Genomic DNA, 13,246 nt, shown 5'->3' with positions numbered 1-13,246 from the left:
AGGGCTCGGCGAGACGATCCGGCCCGCTCCTGCCCCTCAGGCGAAGGGAGGAAGGCCGTTATGGGCCTCGCCGTCGAGTTTCACGGGATCGCCAAGGATTTCGGCTCCGTGCGCGTGCTCCACGACGTCAGCTTCCGGCTGGAGGCGGGGCGCGTCTACGGTCTCATCGGCGAAAACGGCGCCGGCAAATCCACCTTGATGAAGATCCTCGCCGGCTACCACGAGCCAAGCGCAGGCGCGGTCGTGATCGACGGCGAACCGGTCTCGTTTGCAAGTTCCCGCGAGGCGGAAGAGCGGGGCATCGTCATGGTGCACCAGGAGCTCAACCTCGCCGATGCGCTCACCGTGGTGCAGAACATGTTTCTCGGCCACGAGATCCGCAAAGGCTTCCTCCTCGACGAGAAGACGATGGCGCGCCAGGCCGAGGCGGCGCTCGAAAGCGTCGGGGCGCACAGCCATCCCGACGACCGCGTCGGCGATCTCATCGTGGCGGAAAAGCAGCTCGTAGAGATCGCCAAGGCGCAGGTCCGTCACACCCGGGTTCTCATCCTCGACGAGCCTACGGCGAGCCTGACCCCCAACGAATGCGAGCATCTCTTCAGCCTCATCGCGCAGCTGCGAGAAGAGGGCATCATCGTCCTCTACATCTCCCACAAGCTCGACGAGGTGGAGCGCGTCACCGACGAGGTGATCGTCATGCGCGACGGGCATTTCATCTCCCAGGCAAAGACCTCGGAGACCTCACGCTCACGCATGGCGGCGCTGATGGTGGGGCGGGAGCTTTCCGACATGTATCCGCCCAAGCGCCCGGTCTCGGACGCAGGCGAGCCGCTTTTGCGCGTTGAGGACGTTTCCGTTGCAGGCTGGGCGCAGAGCGTCTCCTTCTCTCTTATGCCGGGCGAGATCCTGGGATTTGCGGGGCTCGTCGGGGCCGGCCGCACCGAGCTTTTCGAAGGCATTCTCGGTCTGCGTCCCCGCTCCTCGGGGCGCATCCTCATGGGCGGCAAGGATGTGCGCATGGGCGATCCGCGCGCCGCCGCCCGGCTCGGGCTCACCTATCTCTCCGAGGATCGCAAGGGGAAGGGATTGCATGTCGGACGCGTCCTTTCCGACAATCTCACCCTTCTCGATCTCAAGACCTACACCCATCCCTTCCTCTCTCCCCGGGAGGAACGGGCAGCCCTCGACCGCGCCGTCGACGAATTCGGCATCCGCGTCGGCGACCGTGACGGTCTCGCCTCGTCTTTATCGGGTGGCAACCAGCAGAAACTCGCAATCGCCAAATATCTCGCGCCGGAGCCGCACATCTTCGTGCTCGACGAGCCGACGCGCGGCGTCGATGTGGGCGCCAAGCGCGACATCTATTTTCTCATCGACCGCCTCGCCGCCGAAGGGCGGGGTATCATCGTCATCTCATCGGAATTGGTGGAGCTGATCGGTCTTTGTCACCGCGTCATCGTCATGCGCGACGGGCGCGTGACGGCCGAAGTGCCCGCAGACCGCCTCAGCGAGGAGGAGCTACTCAGCCATGCCATCGGCACAAGAACCGCAGCCGAATGAGGCTGAGGGCCAAAGCGCCCGCGCCTCGGCGCGCCGCCGGCTCGGAAAATTCGATCTAAGCAGCCAGGGTCCGATCCTCGGCCTCATCCTGCTTGCCATCGTCGGCACTGCGCTCAATTCCGATTTCGCCAGTCTCGCCAACTGGATGAACGTGCTGACGCGGACCTCCTTCATCGGCATCATCGCCGTCGGCATGACATTCGTCATCATCTCCGGCGGCATCGACCTCTCGGTCGGCTCCATGGTGGCGCTGATCGCCGGCAGCATCATTCTGGTGATAAACAGCCTCGCCACGCATATCGATGCGCCGGTCTTGGTGGTGATCGTCGGGATGATGGTTTCGCTCATGATGGGGGCGGCCTTCGGCACCATGCACGGCCTCCTCATCACCAAGGGGCGGATCGAACCCTTCATCGTCACGCTCGGCACGCTCGGCACGTTTCGTGCCGTCCTCACCTGGCTTGCCGATGGCGGCGCCATCACCCTCGATTTCGGTCTCTCGCAGACCTACGGGCCGGTCTATTACGGCACGCTTTTGGGCATTCCGATCCCGGTCTGGGTGTTCCTCGGCGTGGCAATCATCGGCACCGTGCTTTTGCGGCGCACCGCCTTCGGCCGCTATGTGCAGGCGATCGGCTCCAACGAGCAGGTGGCGCGCTATGCGGCGGTCGACGTCGATCGCGTCAAGATCCTCACCTACGCCTTTCTCGGCCTCTGCGTCGGCATCGCCACCCTCCTCTACGTGCCGCGTCTCGGCTCCGCATCCCCCACCACCGGGCTTCTGTGGGAGCTTGAAGCGATCGCCGCGGTGATCGTCGGCGGCACCTCCTTCAAGGGCGGGTCCGGCCGCGTCACCGGCACCGTGATCGGCGCCATCCTTCTTTCCGTCATCGGCAATATCCTCAACCTGACGAGCATTATCAGCGTGCATCTCAACGCGGCCGTGCAGGGCATCGTGATCATTTCCGTGGCGTTTTTGCAAAGGCGGCGGCCCTGACGACATGGGCCGCACCCCAAGGACAAGACCGCCCGCAAGCGGCACTGACACAGAAGCAACGAATGTTATCGATGGGAGAACTATAGAATGTCCGTCCTTGCGTCTCTAACGCGCCGCTCGGCTCTCGCCCTGGCGCTCGGCACCTCGGCGCTGATCGCCCTGCCCGGCATCTCGGCAGCCCAGGAAAAGGTCAATCTCGGCGTCTCCATTCCCGCCGCGACCCACAGCTTCACCGCCGGCATCGTGTGGTGGGCGAACGAGGCCAAGAAAGACCTCGAAGCCGCCCATCCCGACGACCTCAAGATCACCGTCAAGACATCGAGCGGGGCGCCGGAGCAGGCGAACCAGCTTCAGGATCTCGTCACCGTCACCGGCATCAACACGCTCGTTATCTTCCCGTTTGAATCCGCCGCCCTCACCCAGCCCGTCGCCCAGGCCAAGAACAAGGGCGTCTACGTCACCGTGGTCGACCGAGGCCTGACGGATCCGAGCGCCCAGGACGCCTATATGGCCGGCGACAACACGGCCTTCGGCAAGATCCCGGCGGAATATTTTGCCAAGAAGTATGACGGCAAGGCCAATATCGTGGCGCTGCGCGGCATTCCGACCACGCTCGACAACGAGCGCTGGGAAGCCTTCACCAGCGTCATCGACAAATATCCCGACATGAAGATCCTCGACGCCCAGTACGGCAACTGGAACCGCGACGACGCCTTCAAGGTCATGCAGGACTTCCTGACCCGCTTCAAAGACATCGACCTCGTCTGGGCGGCCGACGACGACATGGCGATCGGCGTTCTCCAGGCGATCCGTCAGGCGGGCCGTGAAGGCGACATCAAGGAAGTGTTCGGCGGTGCCGGCGCCAAGGGCATGGTCAAGACGATCATGGATGACGACAACCCGCTCATCAAAGCCGACGTCTCCTATTCGCCGAAGTTCATCTACGAGGCGATCAAGCGGACGGCCGAGGCGCGCCTGAAGGGTGAGGAGCTGCCGGAGACGACGATCCTTCCCTCCGAGCTGATCGACAAGTCGAATGCGAAAGACTTCTACTTCCCGGATTCGCCGTTCTGATCGTTTGAACGACATATCGGGGCGGCCTTGCAACGTGGCCGCCCCGCCCTGCCCTCGCCTCCGCCGTCACGGCGGCGGACGGCAACCGACACCAAGACTGGGAGCCCGCGATGAAGACCCTGCGAGGACCGGCGATCTTTCTCGCCCAATTCGTCGGCGACAAGCCGCCTTTCGACGACCTTTTCTCCATGGCGCGATGGGCTGCGGATCTCGGCTATATCGGCCTGCAACTGCCGACGACGGCGGGCCTCTTCGACCTTGAGAAGGCGGCGAGCTCGAAGACCTATGCCGACGAGCTGAAGGGGCGCCTCGCCGAGGAGGGCGTGGAGATCACGGAACTCTCCACGCATATCCAGGGCCAGCTCATCGCCGTCCATCCGGCCTATGACGAACTCTTCGACGGCTTCGCGCCGGAAGAAGTGCGCGGCAACCCGCAAGCACGCAGGGAATGGGCGGACGAGCAATTGCGCCTTGCCGCAAAAGCCTCCGTCAATCTCGGCCTGACCGCCCACGCCACCTTCTCCGGCGCGCTCGCCTGGCCCTTCCTCTATCCCTGGCCGCAGCGCCCGGCGGGTCTCATCGACGAGGCCTTCGCCGAACTCGGCCGGCGCTGGAAACCGATCCTCGACGCCTATGACGAGGCCGGTGTCGATCTCTGCTACGAGCTGCATCCGGGCGAAGATCTCCATGACGGCGCGACCTTCGAGCGCTTCCTCGCCGAGGTCGGCGATCATCCGCGCGCCTCGATCCTCTACGACCCGTCGCATTTCGTGCTGCAGGCACTCGATTATCTCGATTTCCTCGACATCTATCACGAGCGCGTGCGCGCCTTTCACGTCAAGGATGCCGAGCTTCGCCCCAACGGGCGTTCCGGCGTCTATGGCGGCTATCAGGGCTGGATCGACCGGCCCGGACGCTTCCGCTCGCTCGGCGACGGCATGGTCGATTTCAAGGCGATCTTCTCCAAGCTCGCCCAGTACGATTTCGACGGCTGGGCGGTTCTGGAATGGGAATGCGTCCTGAAACACCCTGAGGACGGCGCCCGCGAAGGTGCCCCCTTCATCCGCGACCACATCATCCGCGTCACCGAGCACGCCTTCGACGACTTTGCCCAAAGCGGCGCCGACGCGGCCACCAACCGCCGCCTGCTCGGCCTCACATAAGGACGATATTATGAGCCAACCCCGCATCCGTCTCGGCATGGTCGGCGGCGGCACCACCGCCCTCATCGGGCCTGTCCACCGCATCGCCGCGCGCATGGACGATCGGTTCGAGCTCGTGGCCGGTGCCTTCGACAGCGATCCGGCGCGCGGCCGCGAATTCGCCGCCACGCTGAGGGTGGCATCCGAGCGCGCCTACGGCACCTACGAGGAGATGCTCGCAGCCGAAGCCAAACGCGACGACAAGATCGACGCCGTCGTCATCGTGACGCCGAACTTCCTGCATTTCCCGGTCGCCAAGGCGGCACTGGAGGCCGGGTTCCATGTCATCTGCGAGAAGCCGATGACGACCACGCTGGACGAGGCGAGAGCGCTCGCAGAACTCGCGAAGCGGACCGGCAAGAGCTTCGTCCTCACCCACACCTATACCGGTTATCCGATGGTGCGGCAGGCGCGCGAGATGGTGGCGGCGGGCGAAATCGGGACGCTCCGCCGCGTGGAGGTCGAATATCTCCAGGACTGGCTCGCCACGGCGGTCGAAAACACCGGATCGGAAGGGGCCGTCTGGCGCACCGATCCCGCCAAGGCCGGCCAGGGCGGCGCCATCGGCGATGTCGGCACCCATGCCTACAACCTCGCCGCCTTCGTCGCCGGCGAAGAGCCGACGCATCTTCTGGCGGAGCTTGCCTCTCTCGTTTCCGGCCGCTCCGTCGACGACGATGCGATGATCTTGATGCGCTATGCTTCCGGCGCCAAGGGCGCGATCCTGGCGAGCCAGGTGCTGCCCGGCAACGGCAACAACCTTTCGATCCGCATCTATGGCGACAAGGGTGGGCTCGAATGGTGGCAGGAACGGCCGGAGGAATTGTGGTTCACGCGCCTCGGCGAGCCGCGGCAGCTCCTGCGCCGCAACGGGGCGGGCGCAACGGCGGCCGCGATCGCCGGCAGCCGCGTGCCGGCCGCCCATCCCGAAGGCTATCTGGAGGCTTTCGCCAACATCTACCGCGACGCCGCCGACGCGTTGCGGTCGCCGCCGGGCTCTGAGTTCATCCCCAACGCCGAAGACGGCGTGCGCGGCCTCGCCTTCGTCGCGGCCTGCCTCGCCTCCGACCGCGACGGCAACGTCTGGACGAAAATCGAAGATTAAGTGCTGCCGCCGGCCCGTCCGATCGGGCCGGCCGTCATTGCGCGGCGGCGCGCATTTCCGGCAAAGGCGGCAGCACCGCGTCCTTCAAAAGCAGCGACGCCGGATGCTTGAACGCCGCGAGCGAGCCGGTGGGCACTTCTTCGACGACCCTTCCCGCATCCATGACGACGACGCGCTCGGCAAATCTCTCCGTGAGCCGCAGATCGTGGGTGACGAAGAGATAGGCGATCCCCTCGCTTTTCTGGAGCTTTGCGAGCAGGGCGATCGCCGACGCCTGAAGATGAACGTCGAGATCGGAGACGGCCTCGTCGAGGATGATCAGCTTCGGCCGCGGCGCGAGCGCGCGCGCGATGCAGACGCGCTGCAACTGCCCGCCACTCACTTGTGACGGCAGCATGCCCGCGATGGCGGCTGGTAGTTCCACCATCTCCAGCAATTCGCGAATGCGTGCCTCGCGGGCCCGCGCGTCGAGATCCGTCAGGTGGCGAAGCGGCTCGGCAATGATCGCACGCATGTCGAAGCGCGGATCGACGGCACTGACGGAATCCTGAAAGACCATCTGAACGTCGCGGCGAAAGGCGCGCCTTTGTGCCCGCGTGAGATGCCGCAGATCATCGCCGCGGTAGAAGACCTGCCCTTGGCCTGGCTGCTCCAGCCCGCACAGAAGTCGTGCGAGCGTGCTCTTGCCGCAACCGCTGCGCCCGAGTAGGCCGACGGTCTCGCCTTCCTCGATCGACAGCGAGACCCCGTCGAGGGCCATACGCGAGGCGCTCGCCCCGACGAGCGAGTAGGTCTGGTAGTGTTTTGCGACATTCTCTGCGCGCAGAAGGCTCATTCGGCCAGCTCCATTCCGTAGCGCGCGAGATGCGCCCCGACGAGCATGCGCGTTACGTGATGCTTCGGCCGGTGAAAGATCTCATCGACGGACGCGGTCTCCACCAGGCGGCCATGGTCGAGAACGGCGACATCGTCGGCGAGCCGGGCGACGACGCCCATATCGTGGGTGACGAGGAGAACGCCGAGATCATGCTCGCGCACGAGCCCTTCCAGCAAAGCGAGGATGCGCATCTGCACAACCACGTCGAGATCGGTCGTCGGCTCGTCGGCGACGAGAAATGGCGCCTCGCTCAAAAGCGCGATGGCGATCATCATCCGCTGCAGCATGCCGCCGCTCATCTCGAACGGGTAGAGGCCGAGAACGGCCTCCGGCTCGTCGAGCCCCACCTCGCGCAAGGCGGCTTCGATCTTTCCCTCCGCATCGCGGCGCGATCGGCCGATCGCCGTCAGCGTCTCCATGACATGCTCGCGCATGGTCTTGACCGGATTGAAGGCGCTGCGCGGGTTCTGCATGATCGTGGCGACCGTTCGCCCCCGCAGCATTTCGGCCGGGCGAACCTCGCCATCGACCAAGATGCGCCCGCCGATCCGTGCAACGCCCGGTGGCAAAACCCCGAGTGCCGCCGAGCAGCTCAGCGATTTTCCGGAACCGCTCGCGCCGACGAGCGCAAGCACGCGGCCCCGCGTCAGCTGCAAGGACAGATCCTCGACGAGCAGGCGGTCGTTGTCGACCCCGGTCGCGATCGTCAGATTCTCGAGCGTGAAATGCTTCGGCGTCAGTGACAATGCTCGGCCCTCAAATGCGGATCGAGACGGTCCCGCAAGACATCGCCCAGAATGTTGAAAGCCATGACGCTGATGAAGAGCGCAAATCCCGGCCAGAAGATCAGCATCGGCGCGGTCCACACGAACTGGCGGGCATCGCTGATCATCACGCCCCATTCAGCAGTAGGCGCCGTCACGCCGAGGCCCAGAAACGACAGGCCCGCGACGTGCAGCATCATGTGGCCGATGTCCAATGTCGCGAGCACGAGGAGCTGCGACAGCGTCGCCGGCAACAGATGCTCGACAAAACTGCGCGTGCGGCTCGCCCCGGCAAGGCGCGCGGCCATGAGAAACTCGCGGTGGCGCAGCGACAGCACGATGCCGCGAACGATGCGCGCATACCAGGCCCAATGCGAGAGCGCGATGGCGATGACCACGTTGACGAGACCGGTGCCCAGCATGCCGATCATGAACAGCGCCAGGACGAGCGTCGGGAACGTCAGAAAAACGTCGGTGATGCGCATGATCACCTGATCGATGCGGCCGCCGATGAAGCCGGAGGCCCCGCCGATCGTGATGCCGAGGGCGAGGATGATGGCAAGCGCGACGGCGACCGATCCGAGCGAGACGCGTGTGCCCGCGATCAGCCGGGAAAGAATATCCCGGCCGAGATGGTCGGTTCCGAGCCAATGGGCCATGTCCGGCGACATCAGCCGGTCGCTCAGTTCCACCTGGTTGGGATCGTAAGGCGAGATCCACGGGCCGAAGACGGCCGCAAAGACCAGCACCAGCACGATGGCGAAGGCGAGGCGCACCGTCGTCCGGCCGCCCCAGGCGCGCCAGCGGGCAGCCTTCATGGGAAGTGCCATGTCGCTCATTTCACGCCCTCGGAAGAAAGCCGGATGCGTGGATCGGCGACGGCATAGACGATGTCGACGATCAGGTTACAGACGACGAAGATGACCACCATCATCAGCGTGAAGCACTGGATGACCGGGTAATCCCGGTTGAGGACGGCGGAGACGGCATAGCGTCCGACGCCCGGCCAGCCGAAAATGCTCTCGATGATCAAGGTGCCGCCGAGCATCTCGCCGATATGCATGCCGATCGCCGTGATGATCGGCAGCCAGGCGTTGCGGAGGATGTGGGAGCGCTCGACCTTTCGTTCCGAAAGCCCGCGCAGCCGCGCGTAGCGTACGTGCCTCTGGCCCGCGACCTCCAGCATGCTTGCCCGCAGCAATCGCGCATTGATCACCAGCGACATGAAGGAAATGGCGACCGCCGGCATCACAATGTGCGAGATGCCGCCGCGACCCATCGACGGCAGCCAGCCGAGTTCGACCGAAAACAAGAGGACGAGCAGGAAGCCAAGCCAGAAATTCGGCATCGAGACGCCGACGAAGGCGAGAAGCCTCACGGCCTGGTCGGGCCAGCGCTCGCGGTAGCGCGCCGCCCAGACGCCGAGGGGGATCGAGATGACGAGGGTCAGGGCGAGTGCCACGCCGGCAAGCTGCAGCGTCGCCGGCAGATAGTGCAGAAGGTCCGGCAGGACCGGGCGCTGCGTAGCGAAGGAGACCCCGAAATCGAGGTGCAGGGCGTTGTTTAGCCAATCGAAATACTGAACGAAGATCGGCTGATCGAGACCGAGCATCTGGCGCGCGTCTTCGAGCGCCTGCGGCGTCGGCGGCACTTTCGAAAGCCGCAGATAATCCATCGCCGGATCGCTCGGCCCGAGCCTCAACAACAGGAAGATGACGAGCGAGGCGCCGAACAGCATCGGGACGAGCAGCAGAACCCGCTTCAGAATGAAGCCTGCCATGGAGATCAGTTTCCCTGCGGCTTAAGACGGTCGAAGGGGATCTCGCTCGACATCGCCCCGAAAGGAATTTCGCCGATCTCCGGCTTCGCCACCGCAATCGCCGTGACGTAGGTCAAGGGCAGATAGACGGCCTCTTCATGCAGACGCGTGAAGATGTCCCGATAAAGCTCCTGGCGGGCCTTCACGTCCGTCGAGACGAGCACTTCGCTGATTTCGGCGTCGATCTTGGGCTTATCGGCGAGGCCGAGCTGCGCCTGGTAATCGGCATGCGAGGGGATGCGCATGGAGCTCACGAAGGCATGCGGATCGTAGGGCGCACCCCAGGTCATATTGAAGATCATCCCGAAGCGGCCGTCGCGCTGGCGCGCAAAGATGCTGCTTTCTTCCTCGCCCGTCAGCTTGACGTCGATGCCGACCTTGCGAAGGTCGCCCTGGATGATCTCGGCCATGGATTTCGCCACGGCATCCGTTCCCGGAAAGCAGAGCTCGATCGCCAAGGGCTCGCCATCCTTCTCCCGGATCGCCCTGTCGCTTTCTGCGTGCCAGCCATCCTCTTCGAGCAGCCTTTTCGCCTCTTCCGGATCGAAGAGGTACGGCTTCAGGCCGATATCGGCATAGGGAACGTTGGGAGCGAAGAGCGTGTCGGCGCGGAGCTGCGTATCGTACAGCACCGTGGAGATCATCTTGTCCTTGTCGACGGCATGATTGATGGCCTTGCGCACGGCGAGGTCGCGCGTCGCGCCGCGATTGGTGTTGATCGCCAGCATCTTGGTTTCGAACGGCGCGGAGAGCTCCGTCGTGTAGCTACCCATCTGCCGAAAACGCTCGAACGTATCCGGCGTGATCGGTCCATCGACGCCGTAGATCAGATCGATCTCGCCGGTCTCGAAGGCGATCGCCCGCGTGTTCGGATCGGAGATCACCTTCACGACGATCTTCTCGTAAGCCGGTTTTTCACCCCAATAGCTGTCGTTTCGCACGAACACGTCCCGCTCGCCGAGACGGGTTTCCTGCAGCTTCCAGGGGCCGGTTCCGACAGGGGCGACAATGCCGTCCTTCGTGCCGCCGTCCTTGAACATGGAGGGCGCCATGAAACGGAACGGACGCGGCAGCGCGAGCTCCTGGAGCAGCGGATAATAGCTGTCCTTCAAGGTCAGCTTCAGCGTGTCGCTGTCGACGGCTTCGACGGAAACGATCTGGTTGGCGAGTTCGAGCCAGGCGTGGCGCGATCGATTGGCAAGGATCGCGTCGAAATTGGCCTTGGCTGCCGCCGCATCGAACACCTCTCCGTTGGAAAAGGTCACGCCCTTGCGCAGCTTGAAGATATAGGTCTTGCCGTCTTCCGAAGCTTCCCAGGATTGCGCCAGCCACGGCTCCAGCGTGCCGTCGGCGCGGTAGCGCACCAGCGGCTCGTAGACCATGTTCTGCGCGAACATCTGGTTCGGGGAATAAAGATGCGGGTTGAGCCACCCGACATTCACGGGCCATGAAAAGTTGAGCGTCGCACCGGCTGAAGCCGAGGTATTCGGCATGGCGGCCATGGCTGCGCCCACCAGGAACGCGATCACGCGGAGAGTTTTAAACATCGGCCTTGAGGGGAGAAAAACGGAGTATGAGCTATTCAAATACCCTCATACTTCCCCTGCGTGTCAACCCCGCCGACAGGGAACCTCCCCTGCGGATTCCTGAAAAATGCTTGGCGTTGCGTAGTTTAAAACGCGCGCCCCTGCCCCGTTCCCGGCTCTCGGCTTTTTCGAAGCACCGCCTTCACGCGGCCGGAATGTCTTTATGGCTGAAGCTGCGGCTCAGTGATCGTGGTCATCGTGAGACCCGCCGGAATGCGGGGAAGCGTCCCCTCCAGCCGCCAAGGCGCCCGTCAGGGGGCCGCTCAGCCGGCCGATCAGCGGGATGATGTGGAGTTTGCCGTAGCGCACGCCCCGCTGGCTGCTGACACTGTCGGCAAATTTGCGCAAATCCCCCGCTGTGCCGGCAAGCAGCGACACCTCCAGGCAGTTCTGTGCATTGATGTGCACATGCGTCGTGGCGATCGACAGCGCATGATGCGCGTGATGATTGTCCGTGAGCCGGTTCGGCAGGTCACGGATCGCGTGGTCGTACACATAGGTGAGAGAGCCGTAGCAGAGCTGGTCGTTGCCCAGCGGCTCTCCCGATTCGGTCGCCTCGCGCGCCAGAACCTCGCGGGCCATGTCGCGCAACGCCTCTGAGCGGCTCTGGTAGCCGCGCTCTTCGCTCAAAGCATCGATCTCCTTGAGGAGGTCTTCTTCGAGAGTGATGGTGATCCGTTCCATACCGCCTGCCATTGGCGCCTTTTGTCCGGCACTATGCCCCAGGAATAGACGCCACCGCATCTGAAAACGAGCCCGCAACGGTTTGCCGTCAACCGATCGGCTTCAGGGGCAGCTGAAAGCTCTGTTCCAGGGATGCAGCCGGCCGCACTCAAAAAGCTCCCGGACTGCCGGGCCAAATAATATGATTCAAAAAAGCATATTTTATTTGCTTGCGTGGCCTTCGGTGATATGGGGAGCCAATCGCGATCCCGCGCGCATCGCCAGCGACCGTTCCGACGGATGCGGGGGCGCGAACCATGCGCCGGCCGTCTTTCCGACACGCAAACTGGGACGGCCGGCGCACTCCCTCCGACGTCGCCGGTTTCCCCGCCGGCTGCGCCTTTGCCGCAAGAGGAAAGGTCCGCATGAGCAATCTGCACGCGAGAGCCGTCGTTTCAGTCGCCGATCCCGAGCCGATCATTGCAGCCGTCTGTGCCCACCTTTGCGAATACGACACCGACATTCGCTATGACGGGGGCGCCCACCGGATCCGCTACGACTTCGGAAGCGGCTCCCTGCGCGCCCTACCTGAGGCCATCGAGCTCGAAGCCGAGGCGTCCGATATTTCGGGCCTCTATCACATGCGCATGGCGCTCGCCGCACACGTCAAGGAATGCGCCGGCGCACCGTCTCCGGAGATCGTCTGGGTGGGCGATGGCGACGACATCGAGACGCCGCCGAATTTCCGCCCGGTCAGCGTCCGCAAGGTGCGCGACATCACTCCGCACATGCGCCGGATCACCTTTGCGGGCGAGGATCTCGAACGCTTCGCCGATGAGGAAAACCTCCATGTCGGCCTGATCATTCCGCCAGAGGGCGGCGAACTGGTCTGGCCGAAAGTCGGACGAGACGGCCTCCTGAAATGGGACCCGGACAAGCCGGCCCCCGCGCTGCGGCGCTATACGGTGCGAAGCTACGACCGCGCCGCCGAAACGCTCGATATCGACTTCGTTCTCCATGAGGACGCCGGCCCCGGCGCGGCGTTCGCCCGGCGCGCACAGCCAGGCCTGGCGGCGGGCCTTGCCGGCCCCTTCGGAGGCAGCATCGTGCGCGGTCGCGACTGGTATCTCCTCGCTGGCGACGAAACGGCGCTTCCCGCCATCAGCCGCTTTCTGGAGATCCTTCCCGCCGGCACGCCAGGCCGTGCGCTGATCGAAATCGCCGGACCTCAGGACGAGCAACCAATCGGCGGCGGCGCAATCAAGGTCGAATGGATCTATCGCGGCGAGGACAGGCCGGGCCTTCGCTTGAGCGAGGCCGTGCGGGCGACCGAATTGCCGTTCGATGCCGCCCGGCCCCATTCCAACTCGCCCCATTCCAACTCGCCCTATGTCTGGGCGGCTTGCGAGTTCAACGCCTTCAAGGCGATCCGAAACCATCTGCGCACCGAGCGCGGAGTGAAGAAACAGGATCACCTCGTGGTCGCCTATTGGCGGCAGGGTGAGCTCGTGGATCGGGCCCCGGGGAATGATTGACCGAGCCAGGCCCGTCTCCAAGCCCGCGCTCTCACAGCCTCATCCAAAGCACGGCATCGCCCGA

Annotated in this window: 12 protein-coding genes; 6 read left to right on the top strand and 6 right to left on the bottom strand. The window is 64.3% G+C overall.

The window, feature by feature from the left end:
- Nucleotides 1–60: 60 nt before the first annotated feature.
- The 5 genes from BLP76_RS01255 (at nucleotide 61) to BLP76_RS01235 (ending at nucleotide 5,938) form a co-directional block, all read left to right on the top strand.
- Nucleotides 61–1,560 (top strand): sugar ABC transporter ATP-binding protein, encoded by a 1,500-nt coding sequence (locus BLP76_RS01255; RefSeq protein WP_092809079.1) that lies wholly within the window; start codon nucleotides 61–63, stop codon nucleotides 1,558–1,560.
- Nucleotides 1,529–2,557 (top strand): ABC transporter permease, encoded by a 1,029-nt coding sequence (locus BLP76_RS01250; protein ID WP_092809078.1) that lies wholly within the window; start codon nucleotides 1,529–1,531, stop codon nucleotides 2,555–2,557. Before BLP76_RS01255 ends, BLP76_RS01250 begins: the two co-directional genes overlap by 32 nt.
- Nucleotides 2,558–2,644: 87 nt before the next feature.
- Nucleotides 2,645–3,631: a substrate-binding domain-containing protein gene (locus BLP76_RS01245; RefSeq protein ID WP_092809077.1), complete on the top strand. Its 987-nt coding sequence runs from the start codon at nucleotides 2,645–2,647 to the stop codon at nucleotides 3,629–3,631.
- A gap of 110 nt (nucleotides 3,632–3,741) precedes the next feature.
- Nucleotides 3,742–4,794, top strand: coding sequence for a sugar phosphate isomerase/epimerase family protein (locus BLP76_RS01240; protein ID WP_092809076.1), 1,053 nt, complete (start codon nucleotides 3,742–3,744; stop codon nucleotides 4,792–4,794).
- A 10-nt stretch (nucleotides 4,795–4,804) separates the two neighbouring features.
- The gene (locus tag BLP76_RS01235; protein WP_092809075.1) at nucleotides 4,805–5,938 is read left to right on the top strand and encodes a Gfo/Idh/MocA family protein; all 1,134 of its coding nucleotides are present in this window, start codon (nucleotides 4,805–4,807) and stop codon (nucleotides 5,936–5,938) included.
- 34 nt (nucleotides 5,939–5,972) lie between these two features.
- Here BLP76_RS01235 and nikE read toward each other — a convergent pair whose 3' ends face one another.
- From nikE to nikR, 6 genes are all read right to left on the bottom strand, one after another.
- Nucleotides 5,973–6,773: a nickel import ATP-binding protein NikE gene (gene nikE / locus BLP76_RS01230; RefSeq protein WP_092809074.1), complete on the bottom strand. Its 801-nt coding sequence runs from the start codon at nucleotides 6,771–6,773 to the stop codon at nucleotides 5,973–5,975.
- Complete coding sequence (gene nikD / locus BLP76_RS01225; protein WP_092810015.1) at nucleotides 6,770–7,555, bottom strand: nickel import ATP-binding protein NikD; 786 nt, start codon at nucleotides 7,553–7,555, stop codon at nucleotides 6,770–6,772. Before nikD ends, nikE begins: the two co-directional genes overlap by 4 nt.
- Entirely contained in the window at nucleotides 7,552–8,409 is an 858-nt protein-coding gene (nikC, locus tag BLP76_RS01220) for a nickel ABC transporter permease subunit NikC (RefSeq protein WP_244514346.1), read from the bottom strand. The genes nikD and nikC overlap by 4 nt, the downstream gene beginning before the upstream one ends.
- Nucleotides 8,410–8,414: 5 nt before the next feature.
- Complete coding sequence (gene nikB / locus BLP76_RS01215) at nucleotides 8,415–9,359, bottom strand: nickel ABC transporter permease subunit NikB (RefSeq protein ID WP_092809072.1); 945 nt, start codon at nucleotides 9,357–9,359, stop codon at nucleotides 8,415–8,417.
- A 5-nt stretch (nucleotides 9,360–9,364) separates the two neighbouring features.
- Complete coding sequence (gene nikA / locus BLP76_RS01210; RefSeq protein WP_244514418.1) at nucleotides 9,365–10,900, bottom strand: nickel ABC transporter substrate-binding protein; 1,536 nt, start codon at nucleotides 10,898–10,900, stop codon at nucleotides 9,365–9,367.
- Nucleotides 10,901–11,164: 264 nt separating this feature from the next.
- Entirely contained in the window at nucleotides 11,165–11,668 is a 504-nt protein-coding gene (nikR, locus tag BLP76_RS01205; RefSeq protein ID WP_092809070.1) for a nickel-responsive transcriptional regulator NikR, read from the bottom strand.
- Nucleotides 11,669–12,072: 404 nt separating this feature from the next.
- On the opposite strand from nikR, the gene BLP76_RS01200 reads away from it, so the two are divergent.
- On the top strand, nucleotides 12,073–13,182 hold the full coding sequence (locus BLP76_RS01200; RefSeq protein ID WP_092809069.1) for a siderophore-interacting protein: 1,110 nt from the start codon (nucleotides 12,073–12,075) through the stop codon (nucleotides 13,180–13,182).
- Nucleotides 13,183–13,246: the final 64 nt, after the last annotated feature.

The sequence above is a fragment of the Afifella marina DSM 2698 genome, from assembly GCF_900102695.1.
Lineage (GTDB): Bacteria > Pseudomonadota > Alphaproteobacteria > Rhizobiales > Afifellaceae > Afifella > Afifella marina.
The sequence above is the reverse complement of the archived record's forward strand: the minus strand, read 5'-3'. Positions and strand labels throughout refer to the sequence as shown.

Bases quoted from the DNA above. Each gene is read 5' to 3' on its own strand.
- nikR (WP_092809070.1), bottom strand. From the start codon at position 11,668: ATGGAACGGATCACCATCACTCTCGAAGAAGACCTCCTCAAGGAGATC.
- nikE (WP_092809074.1), bottom strand. From the start codon at position 6,773: ATGAGCCTTCTGCGCGCAGAGAATGTCGCAAAACACTACCAGACCTAC.
- BLP76_RS01255 (WP_092809079.1), top strand. From the start codon at position 61: ATGGGCCTCGCCGTCGAGTTTCACGGGATCGCCAAGGATTTCGGCTCC.
- BLP76_RS01240 (WP_092809076.1), top strand. From the start codon at position 3,742: ATGAAGACCCTGCGAGGACCGGCGATCTTTCTCGCCCAATTCGTCGGC.
- nikC (WP_244514346.1), bottom strand. From the start codon at position 8,409: ATGGCACTTCCCATGAAGGCTGCCCGCTGGCGCGCCTGGGGCGGCCGG.
- nikA (WP_244514418.1), bottom strand. From the start codon at position 10,900: ATGGCCGCCATGCCGAATACCTCGGCTTCAGCCGGTGCGACGCTCAAC.
- BLP76_RS01200 (WP_092809069.1), top strand. From the start codon at position 12,073: ATGAGCAATCTGCACGCGAGAGCCGTCGTTTCAGTCGCCGATCCCGAG.
- BLP76_RS01250 (WP_092809078.1), top strand. From the start codon at position 1,529: ATGCCATCGGCACAAGAACCGCAGCCGAATGAGGCTGAGGGCCAAAGC.
- nikB (WP_092809072.1), bottom strand. From the start codon at position 9,359: ATGGCAGGCTTCATTCTGAAGCGGGTTCTGCTGCTCGTCCCGATGCTG.
- BLP76_RS01235 (WP_092809075.1), top strand. From the start codon at position 4,805: ATGAGCCAACCCCGCATCCGTCTCGGCATGGTCGGCGGCGGCACCACC.
- BLP76_RS01245 (WP_092809077.1), top strand. From the start codon at position 2,645: ATGTCCGTCCTTGCGTCTCTAACGCGCCGCTCGGCTCTCGCCCTGGCG.